Source organism: Paraburkholderia sp. CI2 (assembly GCF_014201055.1).
In the GTDB taxonomy this organism is placed as follows: Bacteria; Pseudomonadota; Gammaproteobacteria; order Burkholderiales; family Burkholderiaceae; genus Paraburkholderia; species Paraburkholderia tuberum.
The window spans coordinates 82,683-105,174 of sequence record NZ_JACHDL010000023.1; the positions used below are offsets into that span (position 1 = coordinate 82,683).

General features: G+C 63.1%; 20 protein-coding genes and 1 tRNA gene. 18 read left to right on the top strand and 3 right to left on the bottom strand.

The window, feature by feature from the left end; all coding sequences use genetic code 11:
• Positions 1–48 precede the first annotated feature (48 nt).
• The 3 genes from HDG32_RS26945 (at position 49) to HDG32_RS26955 (ending at position 3,499) form a co-directional block, all read left to right on the top strand.
• A complete protein-coding gene (locus HDG32_RS26945; protein ID WP_184072113.1) occupies positions 49–687 on the top strand; it encodes a phosphatidylserine decarboxylase in 639 nt (212 codons plus the stop codon).
• 24 nt (positions 688–711) lie between these two features.
• Positions 712–1,584, top strand: coding sequence for a CDP-diacylglycerol--serine O-phosphatidyltransferase (gene pssA / locus HDG32_RS26950; RefSeq protein ID WP_018420002.1), 873 nt, complete (start codon positions 712–714; stop codon positions 1,582–1,584).
• 367 nt (positions 1,585–1,951) lie between these two features.
• A complete protein-coding gene (locus tag HDG32_RS26955) occupies positions 1,952–3,499 on the top strand; it encodes a 2-isopropylmalate synthase (RefSeq protein ID WP_184072114.1) in 1,548 nt (515 codons plus the stop codon).
• A 126-nt stretch (positions 3,500–3,625) separates the two neighbouring features.
• Here HDG32_RS26955 and HDG32_RS26960 read toward each other — a convergent pair whose 3' ends face one another.
• From HDG32_RS26960 to HDG32_RS26970, 3 genes are all read right to left on the bottom strand, one after another.
• The gene (locus tag HDG32_RS26960) at positions 3,626–5,188 is read right to left on the bottom strand and encodes a SulP family inorganic anion transporter (protein ID WP_184072115.1); all 1,563 of its coding nucleotides are present in this window, start codon (positions 5,186–5,188) and stop codon (positions 3,626–3,628) included.
• Positions 5,189–5,297: 109 nt separating this feature from the next.
• On the bottom strand, positions 5,298–5,933 hold the full coding sequence (locus tag HDG32_RS26965) for a carbonic anhydrase (protein ID WP_018420005.1): 636 nt from the start codon (positions 5,931–5,933) through the stop codon (positions 5,298–5,300).
• Positions 5,934–6,159: 226 nt separating this feature from the next.
• A complete protein-coding gene (locus HDG32_RS26970; protein WP_184072116.1) occupies positions 6,160–6,711 on the bottom strand; it encodes a hypothetical protein in 552 nt (183 codons plus the stop codon).
• A gap of 187 nt (positions 6,712–6,898) precedes the next feature.
• Here HDG32_RS26970 and HDG32_RS26975 point away from each other — a divergent pair, with 187 nt between their 5' ends.
• The 15 genes from HDG32_RS26975 (at position 6,899) to nuoH (ending at position 22,479) form a co-directional block, all read left to right on the top strand.
• Complete coding sequence (locus tag HDG32_RS26975) at positions 6,899–8,323, top strand: branched-chain amino acid ABC transporter substrate-binding protein (protein WP_184072117.1); 1,425 nt, start codon at positions 6,899–6,901, stop codon at positions 8,321–8,323.
• Between the two features lie 205 nt (positions 8,324–8,528).
• Entirely contained in the window at positions 8,529–8,801 is a 273-nt protein-coding gene (gene rpsO, locus HDG32_RS26980; RefSeq protein WP_008920609.1) for a 30S ribosomal protein S15, read from the top strand.
• 339 nt (positions 8,802–9,140) lie between these two features.
• Positions 9,141–11,276: a polyribonucleotide nucleotidyltransferase gene (gene pnp, locus HDG32_RS26985; protein ID WP_176078899.1), complete on the top strand. Its 2,136-nt coding sequence runs from the start codon at positions 9,141–9,143 to the stop codon at positions 11,274–11,276.
• 150 nt (positions 11,277–11,426) lie between these two features.
• The gene (locus HDG32_RS26990; RefSeq protein WP_184028504.1) at positions 11,427–12,443 is read left to right on the top strand and encodes an NAD(P)H-quinone oxidoreductase; all 1,017 of its coding nucleotides are present in this window, start codon (positions 11,427–11,429) and stop codon (positions 12,441–12,443) included.
• Positions 12,444–12,608: 165 nt separating this feature from the next.
• Positions 12,609–13,385, top strand: coding sequence for a triose-phosphate isomerase (tpiA, locus tag HDG32_RS26995; protein ID WP_184072118.1), 777 nt, complete (start codon positions 12,609–12,611; stop codon positions 13,383–13,385).
• Positions 13,386–13,467: 82 nt separating this feature from the next.
• On the top strand, positions 13,468–13,854 hold the full coding sequence (secG, locus tag HDG32_RS27000; protein ID WP_184072119.1) for a preprotein translocase subunit SecG: 387 nt from the start codon (positions 13,468–13,470) through the stop codon (positions 13,852–13,854).
• 112 nt (positions 13,855–13,966) lie between these two features.
• Positions 13,967–14,051, top strand: a tRNA-Leu gene (locus HDG32_RS27005).
• A 158-nt stretch (positions 14,052–14,209) separates the two neighbouring features.
• Positions 14,210–14,569: an NADH-quinone oxidoreductase subunit A gene (locus HDG32_RS27010; RefSeq protein WP_018420012.1), complete on the top strand. Its 360-nt coding sequence runs from the start codon at positions 14,210–14,212 to the stop codon at positions 14,567–14,569.
• Positions 14,570–14,631: 62 nt separating this feature from the next.
• Positions 14,632–15,111 carry an NADH-quinone oxidoreductase subunit B family protein gene (locus HDG32_RS27015; protein WP_006052903.1) on the top strand — a complete coding sequence of 160 codons (480 nt, stop codon included), beginning with the start codon at positions 14,632–14,634 and terminating at the stop codon, positions 15,109–15,111.
• Between the two features lie 20 nt (positions 15,112–15,131).
• Complete coding sequence (locus HDG32_RS27020) at positions 15,132–15,734, top strand: NADH-quinone oxidoreductase subunit C (protein WP_090803764.1); 603 nt, start codon at positions 15,132–15,134, stop codon at positions 15,732–15,734.
• A 9-nt stretch (positions 15,735–15,743) separates the two neighbouring features.
• The gene (locus HDG32_RS27025) at positions 15,744–16,997 is read left to right on the top strand and encodes an NADH-quinone oxidoreductase subunit D (RefSeq protein WP_184072120.1); all 1,254 of its coding nucleotides are present in this window, start codon (positions 15,744–15,746) and stop codon (positions 16,995–16,997) included.
• A gap of 133 nt (positions 16,998–17,130) precedes the next feature.
• Positions 17,131–17,616: an NADH-quinone oxidoreductase subunit NuoE gene (nuoE, locus tag HDG32_RS27030; RefSeq protein ID WP_027197216.1), complete on the top strand. Its 486-nt coding sequence runs from the start codon at positions 17,131–17,133 to the stop codon at positions 17,614–17,616.
• Positions 17,613–18,938: an NADH-quinone oxidoreductase subunit NuoF gene (gene nuoF, locus HDG32_RS27035; protein WP_184072121.1), complete on the top strand. Its 1,326-nt coding sequence runs from the start codon at positions 17,613–17,615 to the stop codon at positions 18,936–18,938. The genes nuoE and nuoF overlap by 4 nt, the downstream gene beginning before the upstream one ends.
• Positions 18,939–19,080: 142 nt before the next feature.
• Positions 19,081–21,414 (top strand): NADH-quinone oxidoreductase subunit NuoG, encoded by a 2,334-nt coding sequence (nuoG, locus tag HDG32_RS27040; RefSeq protein WP_184072122.1) that lies wholly within the window; start codon positions 19,081–19,083, stop codon positions 21,412–21,414.
• Positions 21,415–22,479 carry an NADH-quinone oxidoreductase subunit NuoH gene (gene nuoH, locus HDG32_RS27045; protein ID WP_090803771.1) on the top strand — a complete coding sequence of 355 codons (1,065 nt, stop codon included), beginning with the start codon at positions 21,415–21,417 and terminating at the stop codon, positions 22,477–22,479. It begins immediately after the preceding gene.
• The last annotated feature ends 13 nt before the right edge of the window (positions 22,480–22,492 follow it).

A 22,492-nucleotide genomic window follows, 5' to 3' on the forward strand; every position in this document is an offset into this window, starting at 1 on the left:
GGGCGGCTTTTGCTATCCTACGGTTTTACAAAAACACAGAAGCCATCCATGAATTACCCTCATCCGATCATCGCGCGAGAAGGCTGGCCGTTCATCGCCATCGCGGCCGTCGTTGCATTACTGGTTCACGCCTTCGGGGGGTTCGGCTTTGCGTGGCTCTTCTGGCTGATCCTGATCTTCATCGTGCAGTTTTTCCGCGACCCGGCGCGTCCGATTCCGACGCAGGCCAACGCGGTGCTGTGTCCTGCCGACGGTCGTATCGTCGCGGTAGAAACCGCGCATGATCCTTATGCGAATCGCGAAGCGCTGAAGATCAGCGTGTTCATGAACGTATTCAACGTGCACTCGCAGCGCTCGCCCGTCGACGGTGCGATCTCGAAAGTCGAATACTTTCCTGGCGCCTATCTGAACGCGGCGGTCGATAAAGCCTCGCTCGAAAACGAGCGCAACGCGGTCGTGATCGAAATGGCCGGCGGCCAGACGGTCACGTCGGTGCAGATTGCCGGGCTGATCGCGCGGCGGATTCTTTGCTACGTCCGTGCAGGCGAGCCGCTGACCCGCGGCCAGCGTTACGGATTCATCCGCTTCGGTTCGCGCCTCGACGTGTATTTGCCGGTGGGCAGCCGTCCGCGCGTGTCGATCGGCGAGAAGGTGTCGGCGTCGTCCACGATCCTCGCCGAGCTGTAAAGCGGCATACAGGAGGTTGTCCGAATGGCCGCATTCAAACCGCGTCGACCCCGCAGCAGTGGACCGCTGCCGCGGCCGTTTCGTCGCAACAAGCCGCCGGTGGTCACGGAGTCGCCGGTCGCCGACAGCCGGCGCGCGCAGCGTCAGCAGTTCCTCAGAAAACGCGGCATCTACCTGCTGCCGAACGCATTCACCACGGCCGCGCTGTTCTGCGGCTTCTTCGCCGTCGTGCAGGCGATGAACGTGCGCTTCGAGATCGCGGCGATCGCGATCTTCGTCGCGATGGTGCTCGATGGCATGGACGGTCGCGTCGCGCGCATGACGCATACGCAAAGCGCGTTCGGCGAGCAGTTCGACAGCCTGTCGGACATGGTGTCGTTCGGTGTTGCGCCCGCGCTCGTGATGTACGAGTGGATCCTGAAGGACCTCGGCCGGTGGGGCTGGCTCGCGGCGTTCGTCTATTGTTCCGGCGCGGCGCTACGGCTCGCGCGTTTCAACACGAATATCGGCGTGGTCGACAAGCGTTTCTTCCAGGGCATGCCGAGCCCGGCAGCGGCGGCACTGATCGCCGGTTTCGTGTGGCTCGCCACCGACAACCGCGTGCCGCTGAAGCTCGTCTGGCTGCCGTGGGTCGCCTTCGTGCTGACCATCTACGCGGGCGTGACGATGGTGTCGAACGCGCCGTTCTATAGCGGCAAGGCGCTCGACGTACGGCATCGCGTGCCGTTCGGCGTGATCCTGCTGGTGGTGGTCGCCTTCGTGCTCGTGTCGTCCGATCCGCCGTTGATGCTGTTCGGTCTGTTCGTGCTGTACGGTCTGTCCGGCTACGTGTTCTGGGCGTATCAGGCGGTGCGCGGCCGGGCCAATCCGGCGCGTTCGATGTCGCACGACCGTTGAGGATTTGAACCGCGCTGCATCGCAGCGACGTACGAAAAACGGCAGCCTGCAGGCTGCCGTTTTTCGTTGGTTGGTGCCGTTACGCGGTCGCTTCGGACAGCGCCGCAGGCCGCCCCGGCGCGCATTGCGCCGTGGCTGGAATGCCGCTATAGTCGTCGGATCAGTGCGTGGGCGTGGCCGATTTTGCCGGGTCGGCGAGGCCGTTCGCTGCGCCGCGCCATCATGCTTCGTTCACGCCTTTATGCGTTTTTGCGTTCCGTCCGCACCGGCCGCGATCATCGTGATCGCCCTACCTTGCCAGCGGCGGCGCTCATCGTCCATTCCAAAACCAAGTCCCACATCTGAACGACTCCCGAGGAGGCCCCACATGTCCGACAAACTGATCATTTTCGACACCACGCTGCGTGACGGCGAGCAATCGCCCGGCGCGTCGATGACGAAGGAAGAGAAGATCCGCATCGCCAGGCAACTCGAACGGATGAAAGTCGACGTGATCGAAGCGGGCTTCGCGGCCAGCTCGAACGGCGACTTCGACGCGATCCATACGATCGCCGGCCTCGTGAAGGACAGCACGATCTGCTCGCTTGCGCGCGCGAACGACAAGGACATACAGAAGGCCGCCGACGCACTGAAGCCGGCCGATCATTTCCGCATCCACACGTTCATCGCAACGTCGCCACTGCACATGGAGAAGAAGCTGCGGATGACGCCCGAGCAGGTATTCGAGCAGGCCAGGCTTGCGGTGCGTTTCGCGCGCAAGTTCACCGACGACGTCGAATTCTCGCCGGAAGACGGCAGCCGCTCGGATTTGGACTTCCTGTGCCGTGTGCTGGAAGCGGTGATCGCCGAAGGCGCGACCACGATCAACATCGCGGACACCGTCGGCTACGGCGTGCCGGAACTCTATGGCCAACTCGTGAAGACGCTGCGCGAGCGCATTCCCAACTCGCACAAAGCGGTGTTCTCCGTGCATTGCCACAATGACCTCGGCATGGCGGTCGCGAATTCGCTCGCCGGCGTGCAGATTGGCGGCGCGCGCCAGGTCGAATGCACGATCAACGGGCTCGGCGAGCGCGCGGGCAATACGTCGCTCGAAGAAATCGTAATGGCGGTGAAGACCCGCAAGGATTACTTCGGACTCGACGTCGGCCTCGACACGACTCAGATCGTGCCGGCCTCGAAGCTCGTGTCGCAGATCACTGGCTTCGTCGTGCAGCCGAACAAGTCCGTGGTCGGCGCGAACGCTTTCGCGCACGCGTCGGGCATCCATCAGGATGGCGTGCTGAAGGCGCGCGATACTTACGAAATCATGCGCGCGGAAGACGTGGGTTGGGCCGCGAACAAGATCGTGCTCGGCAAGCTGTCGGGCCGCAATGCGTTCAAACAGCGTCTGCAGGAGCTCGGCATCGCGCTCGACAGCGAAGCCGAACTGAACACCGCGTTCGCGCGCTTCAAGGAACTCGCCGATCGCAAGGCGGAGATCTTCGACGAAGACATCATCGCCATCGTCAACGAGGAATCGGCGGAAGCGCACGAGAAGGAGCACTACAAGTTTCTGTCGATGTCGCAGCATTCCGAAACCGGCGAGCAGCCGCACGCGAAGGTCGTGTTCTCGGTAGAGGGTAAAGAGATCACCGGCGAAGCGCGCGGCAACGGACCGGTCGACGCCACCCTCAACGCGATCGAAACGGAAGTGGGCAGCGGCTCCGAACTGCTGCTGTACTCGGTCAACGCGATCACGACCGGCACGCAGGCGCAGGGCGAAGTGACCGTGCGGTTGTCGAAGAGCGGGCGCATCGTCAACGGCACGGGCACTGATCCGGATATCGTCGCGGCATCCGCGAAGGCATATTTTTCGGCGCTCAACAAGCTGTATTCGAATGCGGACAAGGTGAATCCGCAGCGCTCGGAGTAACGCGAGCATGGCGCGCCGGTAGCGCGCGATCGCTTGTGTGGATCGGAGGAGAAGCCCCGTGGTGCTCGGCACACGGGGCTTTTTTCTGCCGTCATCGCGCAGCTGCGGCGGCGCGATATGACGAAACTAGTCCGCCGTCGTGCGCCGCAGCGACCAGCCGCGCGTTGCGCGGGCCTGCTCGCGGACTTGAAATCTGACGTCGACGGTAATCCCACGGCGAGGCGCATCGGCGACGAACGCGTCCAGCAGTTCGCGCACGTCGTGATCGACGAAATCGGCGCGTGTCGCATCGACGATAACGGTGGCGCCATCCGGAATCTGCTGCAGATAGTGCTTGAGCGGCACCTTACCGAGAAACGACACGTCCTTGCGAAACGACAGCAGGTAGTGATCGCCATGCTGCGCGAGCACGATCGGGCCGCGCAGGTTTGCGTACAGCGCGAACAGCATGCTGCACAGGATGCCGAGTACGATACCGATCAGCAGATCGGTGACGAGCACACCGACGACTGTGACGATAAATGGTGCAAACGGCACGAATCCCTGCCGCGCGAGCCCGGCGAACAACGACGGCTTGGCGAGTTTGAACCCGGTGAAGATCAGGATCGCGGCAAGGCAGGCGAGCGGGATCAGGTTGATCACGCTCGTGAGCGCGAACACGCTGACGAGAAGCAACACGCCGTGAACGATCGCCGAGAGTCGGCTTTTTGCGCCGGCATGGACGTTCGCGGAGCTACGCACGATCACCGCGGTGATCGGCAGGCCGCCGATCGCACCCGCGATCAGATTGCCCACGCCCTGCGCCTTCAGCTCGCGATCGGGAGGCGCGCGGCGGCGCTCCGGATCGATCTGTTCGACCGCTTCGAGGCTCAGTAGCGTTTCGAGACTTGCGAGGATGGCGATCGTGATCGCAACGCGCCATATGTCGGGATTGATGAGCTGGGCGAACCGTGGGCCGAAGTCGGCCGACGCGAGCACGGCCTGCAGTGCCGCGAACGATTCCAGCGACGGCAACGCGACCCGCCCTTCGGCGGGCGGTGCCAACGATGGCGCGACGAGATTGAGGGCGAGCGTCGCGCCGATGCCGAGCAGCACCACCGCGAGCGGCGCGGGCATGATGCGCACGACAGCGAAGCGGCGCAGCGCGCGCGTTTCCCAGCCGGCGAGGATCGCGAGCGACAGCAGTGTGATCAGCACGGCGGTCAGTGAGATTGGGCCGAGCGGCGTTGCGACCGCCGCCGCCGACTGGCCGGAGTCGGCGGTGCCGGACAGCCCCAGCGCAACGGGGAGCTGCTTGAGGATCAACAGCACGCCGATGGCCGCGAGCATCCCCTTGATCACCGGCGACGGCACGTAGGCGGCGTACCGGCCGGCCTTGAGCATGCCGAAGCCGAACTGGATGACGCCCGACAGCAGTACGGCCAGCAGGAAAGCGGAAAAGCCGCCAAGCCGTGCGATGCCGTCGACGACGATCACGACGAGGCCCGCGGCCGGGCCGCTCACGCTCAGACGCGAGCCGCTCAGCGCGGCAACCACGAGCCCGCCAATGATGCCGGACACCAGTCCGGCAAACGGGTCGACGCCCGATGCGTGAGCAATGCCGAGGCAAAGCGGCAGGGCCACCAGAAAAACGGCCGTTCCGGCGAGCACGTCGCTCTGGAGCGCGGAGAAAGAGGTTTGATTATCCATGGTGTCGAAGAGCGAGAGGTGGGACGATGGGCGACGAACAGGTATGGCCCGATGACGATTCCGCTGTCGGCTCCGTCCGCGGTTCGAATGGGACGGGCGACGCGCTTCGCTAGGCCGCGCTGTGCGCCGCGGTCGTGCAGGTCATCGCGTCGTCGGCGGTATAGCCGGAGGTGAGAACCTTGATGCGCCCGTCGTCGAGCGCAAAGATCCAGCCGTGCACGAGCGGCGCCGGCTCAGCCTCGTGCACGATCGGGCTCGCCCGTAGCTGCCGCACCTGTTCGAGCACGTTCAGCTCGGCGAGGCGATTGACGCGATCCGGCTCGGTCGCCGCGCCGTCCAGCTCCGAGTGATGCGTTTTGGCGAGTGCGCAGAGCGGCGCGATACGGCGGTTCACATGGGGCAGCGCGGGGTCCGGCGGCAGCAGCGCGGCGCGCACGCCGCCGCAGCCATAGTGGCCGCAGACGATCACGTGGCCGACCTTGAGCACCCGCACCGCGTATTCAAGGACGCTCGCGACGTTGTCGTCGCCGGGATGAAACAGGTTGGCGATGTTGCGATGGACGAACAGATCGCCGGGCTCGCAATGCGTGATCGTTTCGGCGGGCACGCGGCTGTCCGCGCAGCCGATCCAAAGAATGTGTGGATTCTGTCCGCGCATCAGGTCGCGAAAAAATGCCGGATTACGCGTCGCGGTTTCATGGGCCCACGCGACGTTGGCGACCAGCAGGTGTTTGGGTCGGTTCATCGTAGCAACTCCGTATGAGAGGCAATTGACCTGGCACCGGACCGAAACCGCGTCTGCACGTGATTGCGAGCCGGTGCCCGAACGGCGTTTACAATAACCTTTCTTTCGCAAATTTGTTGGCGTAAACAGGATAAAATTCTGTTTTATGCTTAAACAATAAAAAAGCCGCCTATCGAAGGCGGCTTTTTTGAGATTTGGTGCTTCTTCCGAAGAGGGTGCTCAGTGCTCAGAACAGGTTGCGGCGGTCGGGGTCGTGCAGCGGGTCGGGGGTCTTCTGCGTGAGGCGCAAGATGCCCTGGTCATCGAAGTAGAAGTTGTACATCATGTACCAGACGTTGTCTTCGAGATAGCGATAGGTCCAGACTTCGCGCCTCATCAGCGGGAAGTACGACGTTTCGACCGGGCGGCCGAAGTTCACCAGCACGTCGCTGCGTGTCCATTTGCCGATCTCGGCGCGGTAGAACTCGTTGGGCTGCAGCACCTGGCGCACGTTGATGATCTTGCCGGCTGCGTCGATGTCGGCGGCGGTGGTGGTTTCGCCCATCGGTTGGGTCGGCCACATCAGACGCTTGCCGCCGTCGGGCAGATCATAGGTTTCGCGCGGCGGACCGAGACGCGCGATGACCGTCGATGCGTCCGCTCCCTGTTGATACTGCTGCCACGGCTGGGCGCAGCCGGCGAGAGCGAGCACGCTGAGGCAAACGAGCGCGGCGCGGCGCAGACTGGCGCCGGCCGGGGCTGTGATAGCAGCCGCCGTGGGGTGGTGGCGGTTCGGCATGTATTCCTCCGATGGCGTTTGAATAGCGGTTCTTATCATCGAAACGCACTATTTTGACACGCGCTGTGGCGAAAGAACGGCGTTGCTTGAACGTGCGTCGCCACCAGACGGTAACGGATGCGCCGGCTTGCCTATTCCGTGCGCGTCATCCTATGATCCGCGCTTCGAAGATTCAGAGCGGACGACCATGACGGCGATGTGGCGAGGGGCGGCGGCGGTTGCGCTGACGGCGATTTCGATGGCGGTGGCGGGAGTTGGCGTGGCTGAGGCGGCGAATCCGGCCTCGACGGGCGCGAGTCAGGCGTCCGCGCAGGGGACCGTTCCGCCCACCGGCAAGCCGGGGAGCCGCGCGGCCACGCTGGCGGCAAGCCCGGCCGGTAATCACGCAAGCAAGTCCGCCAGCCTGCCGGCCGGCAAACTCGCCGGCACGCCGATCCAGCTCGCGCTGATCGAAGGCATGTCCGGCCCGTTCGCGAACGCGGGCGCGGCGGTCGAGCGCAATCTGCGTTTCGGTGTCGAGCAGGTCAACGCGCACGGCGGCGTGGAGCTCGCGGACGGCGCGCATCCGTTCGAACTCGTCGTGCTCGACAGCAAGGGCAGCACGGAGGAAGCGCTGACGCAATTGCGCGCGGCCGCGGATCGCCATATCGGCTACATCCTGCAGGGCAATAGCTCGGCGGTCGCCGCGGCGCTGATCGGCGCGATCGAGAAGCAGAACAGCCGCGAGCCGGACAACCGCGAACTGTTCCTCAACTACTCCGCCGACGACCCCGCGCTCACCAACGCGGACTGCAGCTTCTGGCACTTCCGCTTCGACGCGCACGCCGGCATGCGGATGGCCGCGCTCGCCGAGGTGATCGAGCGCGACAAGGCGGTGAAAAAGGTGTACCTGCTCAACCAGGATTACAGCTTCGGACACGACGTGAGCAGCCTCGCGCGTTCGACGCTCGCGGCGAAGCGTCCCGACATCGCGGTGGTCGGCGACGAATTTCACCCGATCGGCCGCGTGAAGGATTTCGCGCCGTACATCGCGAAGATCCGCGCGAGCGGCGCGGATGCCGTGATCACCGGCAACTGGGGCAACGACCTGACGCTGCTCGTGAAGGCGGCGCGCGAGCAGGGCCTCGACACGAAGTTCTACACGTTCTACGGCAACAGCCTCGGCGCGCCGGCCGCGCTTGGCGACGCAGGCGTGGGTCACGTGATCGCGGTGGCCGAGTGGCATCCGAATGTCGGTGGCGCGGCCTCCGACGCGTGGTACGCGGCGTTCCGCGCGCGTTTTCCGGCCGCCCAGGACGACTATCCGGTGCTGCGCATGCCACTGATGATCGAAACGCTCGCCGCCGCGATGAGCCGCGCCGGCAGCGCCGCTCCGACGGCGGTCGCGAAAGCGCTCGAGGGCATCCGCTTCGACAACGGTATTCACGCATCGTGGATGCGCGCCGATGACCATCAGCTGATCCAGCCCCTCTACGTGATGCAGATGGACAAAGCCGGCACACCCGGCGTGCATTTCGATAACGAAGGGTCGGGCTATGGCTTCCGCACGGTGCTGGCGATACCAGCCGAGCGCACACTATCGCCGACGGTCTGCCGGATGCGGCGCCCCTGAGCGCCCGCGAGCGACACTCAATCCAGCCTTGCTGGCCCGGGGTTCGCGGCCGGAATCGGCTGTGCTACAATACGCGTCCCGTTGTTGGGCTGGGTTCTGATTCAGTTAATTCAGCCACGAACGGGACTCAGTAAATTGTGAAACGGGTATCCCACGGCACGGCCTTTCTTCCGTGACCGCCTGTCCAGTTATCAAGGAAATTGACATGTCCGCAGTTGAAGCAAGCAAGAAGTCCGAAGTCGTCGCGCAATTCGCACGCGCAGCCAACGACACCGGCTCCCCCGAAGTTCAGGTCGCGCTGCTCACGACCCGTATCAACGAACTGACCTCCCACTTCAAGGAGCACACGAAGGATCACCACAGCCGCCGCGGTCTGCTGCGCATGGTGAGCCGCCGTCGCAAGTTGCTCGACTACCTGAAGGGTAAGGACGCGGATCGTTACCGCAGCCTGATCGAGAAGCTGGGTCTGCGTAAGTAATCGGCCAGTCGTTCAGCAAGATGCCTGTGTCAGTTTCGCTGATACAGGCATTTTGTTTTTGCGCGGCGCGCTTCGTGTAACGCGCACCGCCTGTGATCCGCGGCGTATGCCGGTTCGCGCGGCGTCTATGGGCAAGCGCAGTAGCAGAACAGCAGTAGAAGAAGCAGTAACAGGAAACAAGGCCGGGCTTCAGGGCGGAGTTTTGTGTCATTCCAGCGGTTCGCGCGCAGTCGCAGCACGTGACTCTCTGGAATGGCATAGCACGACTCTTCCCATGCGGCGCCGGCCTGGCGTTGCCGCGCCGCTCCGGTCCGCGCGGCATTACGATGAGGAAAAGCAATGACTATGTTCAATAAGATCGTCAAAGAGTTTAAGTGGGGGCAGCACAACGTTCGCCTCGAAACCGGTGAAATCGCTCGCCAGGCGGGCGGCGCGGTGATCGTCGACGTCGAAGATACCGTGGTGCTCGCCACCGTGGTCGGCGCGAAAACCGCGAAGCCGGGCCAGGACTTCTTCCCCCTCACCGTCGATTACATCGAAAAGACTTACGCCGCCGGCAAGATCCCGGGTGGCTTCTTCCGTCGCGAAGGCCGTCCGTCGGAAGGCGAGACGCTGATCTCGCGCCTGATCGACCGTCCGCTGCGTCCGCTCTTCCCGGAAGGCTTCTACAACGAAGTGCAGGTCGTGATTCACGTGCTGTCGCTGAATCCGGAAATCCCCGCCGACATCCCTGCGCTGATCGGCGCCTCGGCGGCGCTCGCGGTGTCCGGTCTGCCGTTCAACGGCCCGGTCGGCGCGGCGCGCGTGGCCTACATCAACAACGAATACGTGCTGAACCCGACGCGTCCGCAGATGAAAGAATCGGCACTCGACCTCGTCGTCGCCGGCACGGAACGCGCGGTGCTGATGGTCGAATCGGAAGCGCAGCAATTGAGCGAAGAAGTGATGCTCGGCGCCGTCGTGTTCGGTCACGAGCAGATGCAGACCGCGATCGACGCGATCCACGAACTCGTCCGCGAAGGCGGCAAGCCCGAGTGGGACTGGCAGCCCGCCGCAAAGAACGAAGCGCTGATCGCACGCGTGACCGAACTCGCGCAGGCCGATCTGCTCGCCGCTTACCAGATCCGCGACAAGCAGGCTCGCTCGACCAAGCTGAAGGAAGTCTACGCGGCGACCTCGGCGAAGCTCGAGGAAGAAGCGGCGGCAGCGGGCACCGTGGCGGCCGACAAGGCGTCGGTCGGCAACGTGCTGTTCGACATCGAAGCGAAGATCGTCCGTACGCAGATCCTGAACGGCGAGCCGCGTATCGACGGCCGCGACACGCGCACCGTGCGCCCGATCGAAATCCGCACCGGCGTGCTGCCGCGTACCCACGGCTCGGCGCTGTTCACGCGCGGCGAGACGCAGGCGATGGTGGTCGCGACGCTCGGCACGAAGGGCGACGAGCAAAACATCGACGCGCTCGAAGGCGAGTACCGCGAACGCTTCATGCTCCACTACAACATGCCTCCGTTCGCGACGGGCGAAACGGGCCGCGTCGGTTCGCCGAAGCGCCGTGAAATCGGTCACGGCCGTCTCGCCAAGCGCGCGCTCGTCGCGTGCCTGCCGAGCGCCGACGAGTTCGGCTACTCGATCCGCGTCGTGTCGGAAATCACCGAGTCGAACGGTTCGTCGTCGATGGCTTCGGTGTGTGGCGGCTGCCTCGCGCTGATGGACGCCGGCGTGCCGATGAAGGCGCACGTCGCCGGTATCGCGATGGGCCTGATCCTCGAAGGTAATCGCTTCGCGGTGCTGACCGACATTCTCGGCGACGAAGATCACCTCGGCGACATGGACTTCAAGGTCGCGGGTACGGAACAAGGCGTGACCGCGCTGCAGATGGACATCAAGATTCAGGGCATCACGAAGGAAATCATGCAGGTCGCGCTCGCGCAGGCGAAGGAAGGCCGCATGCACATCCTCGGCAAGATGACCTCGGCCGTGGCCGGCGCGAACACCCAACTATCGGAGTTCGCACCGCGCATGATCACGATCAAGATCAACCCGGAAAAGATTCGCGACGTGATCGGCAAGGGCGGCTCGGTGATCCGCGCGCTTACCGAAGAAACCGGCACGACGATCGACATTTCGGATGACGGCGTCGTCACGATCGCGAGCACGAACAGCGAAGGCATGGCCGAAGCGAAGCGTCGTATCGAAGCGATCACGATGGAAGTCGAAGTGGGCCAGGTGTACGAAGGCACCGTGCTCAAGCTGCTCGACTTCGGCGCGATCGTGAACATCCTGCCGGGTAAGGATGGTCTGCTGCATATCTCCGAGATCGCGAACGAGCGCATCAAGGACATCAACGACTATCTGAAGGATGGCCAGCAGGTGAAGGTCAAGGTCATCCAGACGGACGAGAAGGGTCGTGTGCGTCTGTCGGCGAAGGCATTGCTGAACGACGCGCCGCAAGGCGAGCCGACGCCGCAGTAAGGCGGTAGCGGACAAACGGCCGGCCGTGTCATGCGCGCCGGCCGTTTTTCATGCAGGATGGATTGCGTTGCGCATTCGAATCGCAGCGCGGCGCTATGGCAGACGGCAGCAACGGGTAGGTAACGCAATCCAATCTTGGAGTTGACGCAGATGAAAGCGATCGAAATCACTGAATTCGGTGCGCCGGAAGTCCTCAAGCTGGCGGAGCGTCCGACGCCGCAGCTCAAGGCTGGCGAGGTGCTGATCAAGGTGGCGGCATCCGGCATCAATCGTCCGGACGTGTTTCAGCGCAAGGGCGGCTATGCGCCGCCGCCGGGAGCGTCGGATCTGCCGGGGCTGGAGGTGGCGGGCGAGATCGTCGGCGGCACGATCGACGCGAAGAACAACCCGTTCGGTCTGAAGATCGGCGATCGCGTGTGCGCGCTGCTCGCGGGCGGCGGCTACGCGGAATTTGCGGCCGCGCCGCTGCTGCAATGCCTGCCGGTGCCGACGGGGTTGTCGGATATCGAAGCGGCTTCGCTGCCCGAGACTTTTTTCACGGTGTGGAGCAACGTCTTCAATCGCGCGCAGCTCGGCCAGGGCGAGGGCGGTGCGAATGAAACGCTGCTCGTGCAGGGTGGTTCGAGCGGCATCGGCGTGACGGCGATCCAGATTGCGCACGCGCTCGGCTTCCGTGTGTTCGCGACCGCGGGCTCGGACGAAAAGTGCCGCGCGTGCGAAGCGCTCGGCGCCGAACGCGCGATCAACTACAGGACTGAAGATTTCGTCGAAGTCATCAAGTCGCTGACCAACGATCGTGGCGTCGACGTGATCCTCGACATGGTGGCAGGCAGCTACGTGCCGCGCGAATTGTCGGCTCTCGCCGACGGTGGCCGTATCGTACTAATTGCGCTGCTCGGCGGCGCGAAGGCGGAGCTGAACCTGAACGAAGTGTTGCGCCGCCGTCTGACGGTTACCGGTTCCACACTGCGACCACGGCCGATCGAGTTCAAGGCGCAGATCGCCGCGCAACTGAAGGAGCGCGTGTGGCCGCATCTCGAAGCTGGGCGCATCAAGCCGGTCGTGCATCGCGTGTTTCCGGCCGCCCAGGCTGCCGACGCGCATGCACTGATGGAAAGCGGCACGCACGTCGGCAAGATCGTGTTGACGTGGGGTCAGGAGGCTTGACGTCATCGGTTTGACCCGATCCACCCCACGCAGTAAAATTGCGCGTTTTGCGCGCGCCGGATCAATCCGACGGGCGGGCCGTGAGCGCAGGAACAAACTGCAGCGAGGCGCGAGCGAAGTCCGCCGGCAGCAGGCCGGACTGGCAAGACAGGACAATACGAGACGATGTCGAATCAACAACGAGCCAAACTGGTAGTCGGTAACTGGAAGATGCATGGGCGGCTCGCCGCGAACGCCGCGTTGCTGCAGGCAGTGGCACAGGGCGCCAGTGAATTGCCGGCCGACGTGCGCGTCGGTGTGTGCGTGCCGAGCCTCTATCTCGGGCAGACTCAGTCGCTGCTCGAAGGCAGCCCGGTCGTGTGGGGCGTGCAGGACGTGTCCGCGTTCACGCATGGCGCCTATACCGGCGAAGTGGCTGCGCCGATGGTGACGGACTTCGGCGCCACGTTTGCAATCGTCGGGCACTCGGAGCGCCGCGCGTATCACCGCGAAAGCGCCGAACTGGTCGCGGTGAAAGCGCAGCGTGTGCTCGAGGCGGGTTTGACGCCGATCGTGTGCGTCGGCGAAACGCTCGAAGAACGCGAAGCGGGTTGCACCGAGCAGGTCGTCGGCGGTCAGCTCGACGAGGTGCTCGCGAAGCTGTCGGCTCAGGAAGCGGCTCGCCTCGTCGTCGCGTATGAGCCGGTGTGGGCAATTGGCACCGGCAAGAGCGCGTCGGCGGCACAGGCGCAGGCCGTGCATGGGTTCCTGCGCGCACGTCTCGCGGCCAAGGGTGCGGCGGACGTGCCGTTGCTATACGGCGGCAGCGTTAAGCCGGACAACGCGGAAGAACTGTTCCGTCAGCTCGATATCGACGGCGGCCTGATCGGCGGCGCGTCGTTGAAAGATCGGGATTTCCTGGCGATCTGCAAGGCGGCCGCTGCGACCAGCGTGGCTGGTTAAGCTGGGCGTCTCGGTGAGGATGACTCCATTTCGCGCAACACACAGTGTGCGGCGCGGTTAAATAAAGACTCAGGTGAGTGTGATGCTGTATTTGAAAACATTGATTATCGTCGTTCAGTTGTTGTCGGCGTTCGGGGTCATCGGACTTGTGTTGCTGCAGCACGGCAAAGGTGCCGATATGGGCGCGGCTTTCGGCAGCGGCGCGTCGGGTAGCCTGTTCGGTGCGACGGGTTCGGCGAACTTCCTGTCGCGTACCACGGCAGTGCTCGCAGCGCTGTTCTTTGCCACGACACTGGCACTCACTTACCTTGGTGCGTATCACGTGAAGCCGTCGGCAGGCGTGCTGGGTGCGGCAGCTACTGCGGCGGTCGCGGCTTCGGCGCCGGCTGCGGGCTCGGCCCCGGTGGCGGCATCGCCTGCAGCGCCGGCTTCGCCTGCGTCGGTTCCGGCGACGGGCGTGCCGAAATAAATTTTCGGCGGACGTGGTCTTGTGCGTTGAACAATCTGCTTAAGCAAGTTACAATTCAAGTCTTGAAGCGATTCGCGGGTTTTGCAAGTTGTTTTCCCGGATTGCATATAGTGCCGACGTGGTGAAATTGGTAGACACGCTATCTTGAGGGGGTAGTGGCGAAAGCTGTGCGAGTTCGAGTCTCGCCGTCGGCACCAAATGTTATCTAAATGCCAGCCGTTTGCTTCGCTTCGGCTGGCATTTTCACTTCTGGCGTATCGCTGTACGGCTTACGTCATGCGCGTTGAGGAAGTGATTTCGCGTCAGGGGTGCTATGCTCCTGACGGCACTCAGAACCAACCGATTGAGGATTGTCTTGAACCTCGCAGCCTATTTCCCCGTTTTGCTGTTCCTTATTGTGGGCACCGGTTTAGGCGTAGCACTGGTCAGTATTGGCAAGCTCCTCGGTCCCAACAAGCCCGACACCGAGAAAAACGCACCGTACGAGTGCGGCTTCGAAGCATTCGAAGATGCGCGCATGAAATTCGACGTGCGCTACTACCTCGTCGCCATTCTCTTCATCATTTTCGACCTTGAGACCGCATTCCTGTTCCCGTGGGGCGTGGCGTTGCGTGACATCGGCTGGGCTGGGTTCACGGCAATGATGATTTTCCTGCTCGAGTTCCTGCTTGGCTTTGCCTACATCTGGAAGAAGGGCGGCCTCGACTGGGAATGATGGATTAATCGCCGGTTTGCGTGGGTGGCCAGGCTTGCCGCCCCGTCTGGAGTGGAAAGCAAATGAGTATCGAAGGGGTCTTGAAGGAAGGGTTTGTCACCACTACGGCGGACAAACTGATCAACTGGACGCGCACCGGCTCGCTGTGGCCGATGACGTTCGGTCTTGCGTGCTGCGCGGTCGAGATGATGCATGCGGGCGCTGCCCGTTATGATCTCGACCGTTTCGGCGTGGTGTTTCGTCCGAGTCCGCGTCAGTCGGACGTGATGATCGTCGCCGGCACGCTGTGCAACAAGATGGCACCTGCTCTGCGCAAGGTTTACGACCAGATGGCGGAGCCGCGGTGGGTGATCTCGATGGGCTCATGCGCGAACGGCGGTGGCTATTACCACTACTCGTACTCGGTGGTGCGCGGCTGCGACCGGATCGTCCCGGTCGACGTGTACGTGCCGGGTTGTCCGCCCACGGCGGAAGCGCTGGTATACGGCGTGATCCAGCTGCAGGCCAAGATTCGCCGCACTAACACCATCGCCCGTCAATAAGGCCAACGCCTCCCCACAATATGGCAAGCAAACTCGAGACCCTGAAAGCAAACCTCGAGGCGGCCTTTGGCGGCCTCCTGTTGAGCGTGACCGAGTCGGTCGGTGAATTGACGATCGTCGTCAAGGCCGGCGACTACCTCAACGTGGCAAAGCGTCTGCGCGACGATCGCTCGCTCGGTTTCGAGCAGTGTGTCGACCTGTGCGGCGTCGATTATCAGACCTATGCCGAAGGCGCTTACGACGGCCCGCGTTTTGCGGCAGTGCTGCATCTGCTGTCGGTACAAAACAACTGGCGTCTGCGGCTGCGCGTGTTCGCGCCGGACGACGACATGCCGATCCTGCCGTCCGTCGTCGATATCTGGAATTCGGTCAACTGGTACGAGCGCGAAGCATTCGACCTGTACGGCATCGTCTTCGAAGGTCACCCGGACCTGCGCCGCATTCTGACCGACTACGGTTTCATCGGTCATCCGTTCCGCAAGGATTTCCCGGTCTCCGGCTACGTCGAGATGCGTTACGACCCGGAAGAGAAGCGTGTCGTTTATCAGCCGGTGACGATCGAGCCGCGGGAAATCACGCCGCGCGTGATCCGCGAGGATCGCTATGGCGGTCTGAAACACTAAGAGAACGTCATGGCAGAGATCAAGAACTACACGCTCAACTTTGGTCCGCAGCACCCGGCAGCGCACGGTGTGTTGCGTCTCGTGCTCGAACTCGACGGCGAAGTGATCCAACGCGCCGATCCGCACATCGGTCTGCTGCATCGCGCGACTGAAAAGCTCGCCGAAAGCAAGACGTTCATCCAGTCGGTGCCGTACATGGACCGTCTCGACTACGTGTCGATGATGGCCAACGAGCACGGCTACGTGCTCGCCATTGAAAAGCTGCTCGGCATCGACGTGCCGCTGCGCGCGCAATACATTCGTGTGCTGTTCGACGAAGTCACGCGCGTGTTGAATCACCTGATGTGGATTGGCTCGCACGCGCTCGACGTCGGTGCGATGGCGGTGTTCCTGTATGCGTTCCGCGAGCGCGAAGACCTGATGGACGTGTACGAGGCGGTGTCGGGCGCGCGCATGCACGCGGCCTACTATCGCCCGGGCGGCGTCTATCGCGATCTGCCTGACGCAATGCCGCAATACAAGGCGTCGAAGATTCGCAATGCGAAGGCGTTGTCGAAGATGAACGAAAACCGTCAGGGTTCGCTGCTCGACTTCATCGACGACTTCTTTACGCGCTTCCCGAAGTGTGTCGACGAATACGAAACGCTGCTCACCGACAACCGGATCTGGAAGCAGCGTCTGGTTGGTATCGGCGTGGTCAGCCCGGAGCGCGCGCTGCAGCTCGGCATGACCGGCGCGATGCTGCGTGGCTCGGGCATCGAGTGGGATCTGCGCAAGAAGCAGCCGTATGAGGTTTATGACAAGCTCGACTTCGACATTCCGGTCGGCGTGAATGGCGACTGCTATGACCGCTATCTGGTACGCGTCGAAGAAATGCGCCAGTCCACGCGTATCGCGAAACAGTGCATTGAGTGGCTGCGCAAAAATCCGGGCCCGGTGATGACGGACAATCACAAGGTTGCGCCGCCGTCGCGCGTCGGCATGAAGTCGAACATGGAAGATCTGATCCACCACTTCAAGCTGTTCACCGAAGGCTTCCATGTGCCCGAAGGCGAGGCGTATGCCGCAGTCGAACATCCGAAGGGCGAGTTCGGCATCTATCTGATCTCGGATGGCGCCAACAAGCCGTATCGTTTGAAGATCCGCGCCCCGGGCTATGCGCACCTGTCCGCGCTCGACGAAATGGCGCGCGGCCACATGATCGCCGACGCCGTGACGATCATCGGCACGCAGGACATCGTGTTCGGCGAAATTGATCGCTAGGACGTATTCATCGGCGCGCGTCTGCGGTCGTCGCACCGCCACGCGGGTCAAGCAAAGGAACGCCGGGTCTGTCGCAGTATGACGTGAGCGACAGGTTTTCGTTCGGTAGGAATTGAAAGAGTCGTGTCTGAAAATGATCTCAGCTGAAGGCCTGAAAGAAATCGATCGTGCGGTCGCAAAGTACCCCGCGGATCAGAAACAGTCCGCCGTGATGTCGGCGTTGGCCATTGCTCAAACGGAGCATGGCTGGCTGTCGCCCGAACTCATGCAGTTCGTCGCGGATTATCTCGGCATGCCGGCAATCGCCGTGCAGGAGGTAGCGACCTTCTACACGATGTATGAGACCTCGCCGGTCGGCAAGTTCAAGATCACGCTCTGTACGAACCTGCCGTGCCAGCTCGGCCCGGACGGCGGTTCCGAAAGCGCCGCTGAATACCTGAAGCAGAAGCTCGGCATCGACTTCGGCGAAACCACGCCCGATGGCAAATTCACGCTGAAAGAGGGTGAGTGCATGGGTTCGTGCGGCGACGCGCCGGTGATGCTGGTGAACAACCAACGCATGTGCAGCTTCATGAGCCGCGAGAAGATCGACCAGCTGCTCGAGGAACTTTCGAAATGACGGCTTTACACGATCGTCACATCAAACCGCTGATTCTCGCCGGACTGAACGGCGACAACTGGCATCTCGAGGACTATGTGGCTCGCGGCGGTTACGCCCAGCTGCGCCGCATCCTGGAAGAAAAGATCGCGCCCGAGCAGGTGATCGCCGACGTCAAGGCGTCGGGTCTGCGCGGCCGCGGCGGCGCGGGCTTCCCGACCGGTCTGAAGTGGAGCTTCATGCCGCGTCAGTTCCCGGGCCAGAAGTACCTCGTCTGTAATTCGGACGAGGGCGAGCCGGGTACGTTCAAGGACCGCGACATTCTGCGCTTCAATCCGCATTCGCTGATCGAAGGTATGGCGATCGGCGCGTACGCGATGGGCATCACGGTCGGCTACAACTATATTCACGGCGAAATCTGGGAAGTCTATAAGCGCTTCGAAGAAGCGTTGGAAGAAGCTCGCCGCGCCGGGTTCCTCGGCGACAACATCATGGGCTCTGGCTTTTCGTTTGAGCTGCATGCGCATCACGGTTACGGCGCGTACATCTGTGGCGAAGAAACCGCGCTGCTCGAATCGATCGAGGGCAAGAAGGGGCAGCCGCGCTTCAAGCCGCCGTTCCCGGCGAGCTTTGGCGTGTACGGCAAGCCGACCACGATCAACAACACCGAAACGTTCGCGGCGGTGCCGTTCCTGCTCGCCATCGGCCCGCAGAATTACCTTGAAATCGGCAAGCCGAACAACGGCGGCACGAAGATTTTCTCGGTGTCGGGCGACGTCGAGCGTCCGGGCAATTACGAAATTCCGCTCGGCACGCCGTTCGCGACGCTGATGGAACTCGCCGGCGGCATGCGTGGCGGCAAGAAGATCAAGGCTGTGATTCCTGGTGGTTCGTCGGCGCCGGTGATTCCGGGCGAGATGATGATGCAGACCGACATGGATTACGACTCGATCGCGAAGGCCGGCTCGATGCTCGGCTCGGGCGCAGTGATCGTGATGGACGAGACGCGCTGCATGGTGCGCTCGCTGCTGCGCCTGTCGTACTTCTATTACGAAGAGTCGTGCGGTCAATGCACGCCTTGCCGTGAAGGCACGGGCTGGCTGTATCGCGTCGTGCATCGTATCGAGCATGGTCTCGGCCGCCAGGAAGATCTGGATCTGCTGAACTCCGTCGCGGAAAACATCATGGGCCGCACGATCTGCGCGCTCGGCGACGCGGCCGCGATGCCGGTTCGGGGCATGCTCAAGCACTACTGGGACGAATTCGAATATCACGTCGCCCACAAGCATTGCCTCGTCGGCGGCCATGCCGGCACGGCGGTGCCCGAAACAGTGGCTGCCTGACGGTGGCTGGCTGAGTCGGCCCGCCAGGTTCGGCTGACGGATAACTACCAGACGAACACCTCAACCGCAGGATTCATGGCCCGAAGCGGGCGATGAACAGGCGAACGATTGAGCGGTAACAGGTTAAGGAAGATTGACCATCATGGTTGAACTGGAAATAGACGGCAAGAAAGTCGAGGTGCCTGAAGGCAGCATGGTGATCCAGGCTGCGCATAAGGTCGACACCTACATTCCTCACTTCTGCTATCACAAGAAGCTGTCGATTGCGGCCAACTGCCGGATGTGTCTGGTCGATGTCGAGAAGATGCCGAAGGCCGTGCCCGCGTGCGCGACCCCGGTGTCGGCTGGCATGATCGTGCGCACCAGGTCGGACAAGGCGGTGAAGGGCCAGCAAGCCGTGATGGAATTCCTGCTGATCAACCATCCGCTCGACTGCCCGATCTGCGATCAGGGTGGCGAATGCCAGTTGCAGGATCTGGCCGTTGGTTACGGCAAGTCGTCGTCACGCTATAGCGAAGAAAAGCGCGTGGTGTTCCACAAGAACGTGGGTCCGCTGATCTCGATGGAAGAGATGTCGCGCTGCATTCACTGCACGCGTTGCGTTCGCTTCGGCCAGGAAATCGCCGGGGTGATGGAACTCGGCATGCTGGGCCGCGGCGAGCATGCGGAAATCACATCGTTCGTCGGCAAGACGGTCGACTCCGAGCTGTCGGGCAACATGATCGACCTGTGCCCGGTCGGCGCGCTCACGAGCAAGCCGTTCCGCTACAGCGCCCGTACGTGGGAGCTGTCGCGCCGCAAATCGGTGAGCCCGCACGATTCCGTCGGTGCGAACCTCATCGTGCAGGTGAAGAACAATCGCGTGATGCGCATTCTGCCGTTCGAAAACGAAGCGATCAACGAGTGCTGGATCTCGGACAAGGACCGCTTCTCGTACGAAGGCCTGAACAGCCCCGAGCGTCTGACCAGACCGATGCTCAAGCAAGGCGGCCAGTGGGTCGAAACCGACTGGCAGACCGCGCTCGAATACGTGGTCAAGGGTCTGAAGGGCATCAAGAGTGACCACGGCGCGAACGCGCTTGCCGCACTGTCGAGCGCGCACAGCACCGTCGAAGAACTGTTCCTGTTGAAGCAGATCGCGCAAGCGGTCGGCACGCCGAACGTCGACTTCCGTCTGCGTCAGTCGGATTTCTCGGCGCCCGTTACTGGCGCGCCGTGGCTCGGCGGCACGATCGCCGATCTGTCGAACGTCGATGCGGCGCTCGTGATCGGCTCGGATCTGCGCCGTGACCATCCGCTGCTCGCCGCGCGTTTGCGCCAGGTCGCACGAGGCGGTTCGGCACTTACGCTGCTCCAGGCCACCAACGACGACGCGATGATCCCTCAGGCGCAACGCGTGGTCGCGGCGCCGTCGGCATGGCTCGAGGTGTTGGCAGGCATCGCCGGCGCGGTGGGCGAAGCGAAGGGCGTCGCGCTGCCGGAAGCATTCGCGGGCACGCAGCCGACGGACGCGCACAAGCAGATAGCGAAATCGCTGACTACCGGCGAGCGCCGCGTCGTGCTGCTCGGTAACGAAGCGGTCCGTCATCCGGACTTCGCGGCGATCCACGCCGCGGCGCAATGGATTGCCGAGGCAACCGGTGCAACGCTCGGTTTCCTGACCGAAGCGGCCAATACGGTCGGCGCGCACCTCGTGAACGCGCTGCCGGGCGAAGGCGGTCTGAACGCGCGCGAAGTGTTCGAGCAGCCGCGCAAGGGCTATCTGCTGTTGAATCTCGAGCCGGAATTCGACACGGCCAATCCGGCGCGGGCGCTTGCGGCGCTGAAGCAGGCCGAAATGGTCGTCGTGATGTCGCCGTTCCAGACCGGCGCCGACTATGCCGACGTGCTGCTGCCGATCGCGCCATTCACCGAATCGGGCGGTACGTTCGTCAATGCCGAAGGCACGGTGCAGGCGTTCAACGGCGTCGTGCGTCCGCTCGGCGACACGCGTCCGGCCTGGAAGGTGTTGCGCGTGCTGGGCAGCCTGCTCGGCGCGCCGGGCTTCGAATACGACACGGTCGAAGAAGTGCGTGCGGCCGCGCTCGGCGACGGCGAGCTGAAGTCGCGTCTATCGAACCGCACCAGCGCCGCGGTGACGCGCGGCCAGGCCGCGAAGGCGGCGGAAGGCAAGTTCGAGCGTCTCGCGAACGTGCCGATCTATCATGCCGATGCGCTCGTGCGTCGCGCGGAGTCGCTGCATCTGACCGCGGCGGCCCGTACGGCGAATTCGGTCGGCCTGCCGGCTGCGCTGTTCGACAAACTGGGTTTGAAAGAGGGCGACGCGGTGCGCGTTCGTCAGGGCGAGCAAGCGGTGCAGTTGCCGGCCGTGCGCGATGCGAATCTTGCGGAGACGGTCGTCCGCGTATCGGCGGCTACGCCTGCCGGTGCAGCGCTGGGCAGCCTGTTCGGTGAACTGGTGGTGGAGAAGGCGTAAATGAGCTTGTTCGATACGATCAACTCGGGCGGCGCCCAACTTCTCGGTGTGGCATGGCCCACGGTGTGGGCGCTCGTGCGCATCCTGGTGGTGGCCGTCGCGATCCTGCTGTGCGTCGCTTACCTGATCCTGTGGGAGCGCAAGCTGATCGGCTGGATGCATGTGCGTCTCGGTCCGAACCGCGTCGGTCCCGCCGGGCTCTTGCAGCCGATCGCCGACGTGCTGAAACTGCTGCTGAAGGAAGTGATCCAGCCCGCTCAGGCAAGCCGCTGGATCTACATGATCGCGCCGATCATGGTGGTGGTGCCGGCCTTCGCGGTCTGGGCGGTGATTCCTTTCCAGGCGGGCGCGGTGCTCGGTGACATCAACGCGGGTCTGCTATACGCGATGGCGATCTCGTCGATCGGCGTGTATGGCGTGATTCTGGCCGGCTGGGCGTCGAACTCGAAGTACGCGTTCCTCGGCGCGATGCGCGCCGCCGCGCAGATGGTCTCGTACGAAATCTCGATGGGCTTCGCGCTGGTGGTCGTGCTGATGACGGCCGGCACGCTGAACCTGTCGGGCATCGTCGGCTCGCAGGAGCAGGGCTTCTTCGCCTCGCACGGCCTGAACTTCCTGTCCTGGAACTGGCTGCCGCTGCTGCCGATGTTCGTCGTGTACTTCATCTCGGGCATCGCCGAAACGAACCGCCACCCGTTCGACGTGGTGGAGGGCGAATCGGAAATCGTCGCGGGCCACATGATCGATTACTCGGGTATGGCGTTCGCGCTGTTCTTCCTCGCCGAGTACATCAACATGATCGTGATCTCGGCATTGGCTGCAACACTGTTCCTCGGCGGCTGGAGCGCCCCGTTCGGGTTCCTGTCGTTCATCCCGGGCATCGTCTGGCTCGTCGCCAAGGTTTTCTTCCTGTTGTCGGTGTTCATCTGGGCGCGTGCCACGTTCCCGCGCTATCGCTATGACCAGATCATGCGTCTCGGCTGGAAGGTTTTCATTCCGGTCTGCGTGGTGTGGCTCGTGGTGGTCGGCTTCTGGATCATGTCGCCGTTGAACATCTGGAAATAAAGGGCGGACGAAC

Excerpts from the sequence above, each read along its gene's own strand:
- rpsO (WP_008920609.1), top strand. The coding sequence starts at position 8,529 with ATGTCCGCAGTTGAAGCAAGCAAGAAGTCCGAAGTCGTCGCGCAATTC.
- nuoH (WP_090803771.1), top strand. The coding sequence starts at position 21,415 with ATGAGCTTGTTCGATACGATCAACTCGGGCGGCGCCCAACTTCTCGGT.
- HDG32_RS27025 (WP_184072120.1), top strand. The coding sequence starts at position 15,744 with ATGGCAGAGATCAAGAACTACACGCTCAACTTTGGTCCGCAGCACCCG.
- pnp (WP_176078899.1), top strand. The coding sequence starts at position 9,141 with ATGACTATGTTCAATAAGATCGTCAAAGAGTTTAAGTGGGGGCAGCAC.
- nuoF (WP_184072121.1), top strand. The coding sequence starts at position 17,613 with ATGACGGCTTTACACGATCGTCACATCAAACCGCTGATTCTCGCCGGA.
- HDG32_RS26990 (WP_184028504.1), top strand. The coding sequence starts at position 11,427 with ATGAAAGCGATCGAAATCACTGAATTCGGTGCGCCGGAAGTCCTCAAG.
- HDG32_RS27015 (WP_006052903.1), top strand. The coding sequence starts at position 14,632 with ATGAGTATCGAAGGGGTCTTGAAGGAAGGGTTTGTCACCACTACGGCG.
- secG (WP_184072119.1), top strand. The coding sequence starts at position 13,468 with ATGCTGTATTTGAAAACATTGATTATCGTCGTTCAGTTGTTGTCGGCG.
- tpiA (WP_184072118.1), top strand. The coding sequence starts at position 12,609 with ATGTCGAATCAACAACGAGCCAAACTGGTAGTCGGTAACTGGAAGATG.
- HDG32_RS26970 (WP_184072116.1), bottom strand. The coding sequence starts at position 6,711 with ATGCCGAACCGCCACCACCCCACGGCGGCTGCTATCACAGCCCCGGCC.
- nuoG (WP_184072122.1), top strand. The coding sequence starts at position 19,081 with ATGGTTGAACTGGAAATAGACGGCAAGAAAGTCGAGGTGCCTGAAGGC.
- nuoE (WP_027197216.1), top strand. The coding sequence starts at position 17,131 with ATGATCTCAGCTGAAGGCCTGAAAGAAATCGATCGTGCGGTCGCAAAG.
- HDG32_RS26945 (WP_184072113.1), top strand. The coding sequence starts at position 49 with ATGAATTACCCTCATCCGATCATCGCGCGAGAAGGCTGGCCGTTCATC.
- HDG32_RS26955 (WP_184072114.1), top strand. The coding sequence starts at position 1,952 with ATGTCCGACAAACTGATCATTTTCGACACCACGCTGCGTGACGGCGAG.
- HDG32_RS27020 (WP_090803764.1), top strand. The coding sequence starts at position 15,132 with ATGGCAAGCAAACTCGAGACCCTGAAAGCAAACCTCGAGGCGGCCTTT.
- HDG32_RS26975 (WP_184072117.1), top strand. The coding sequence starts at position 6,899 with ATGACGGCGATGTGGCGAGGGGCGGCGGCGGTTGCGCTGACGGCGATT.
- pssA (WP_018420002.1), top strand. The coding sequence starts at position 712 with ATGGCCGCATTCAAACCGCGTCGACCCCGCAGCAGTGGACCGCTGCCG.
- HDG32_RS26965 (WP_018420005.1), bottom strand. The coding sequence starts at position 5,933 with ATGAACCGACCCAAACACCTGCTGGTCGCCAACGTCGCGTGGGCCCAT.
- HDG32_RS26960 (WP_184072115.1), bottom strand. The coding sequence starts at position 5,188 with ATGGATAATCAAACCTCTTTCTCCGCGCTCCAGAGCGACGTGCTCGCC.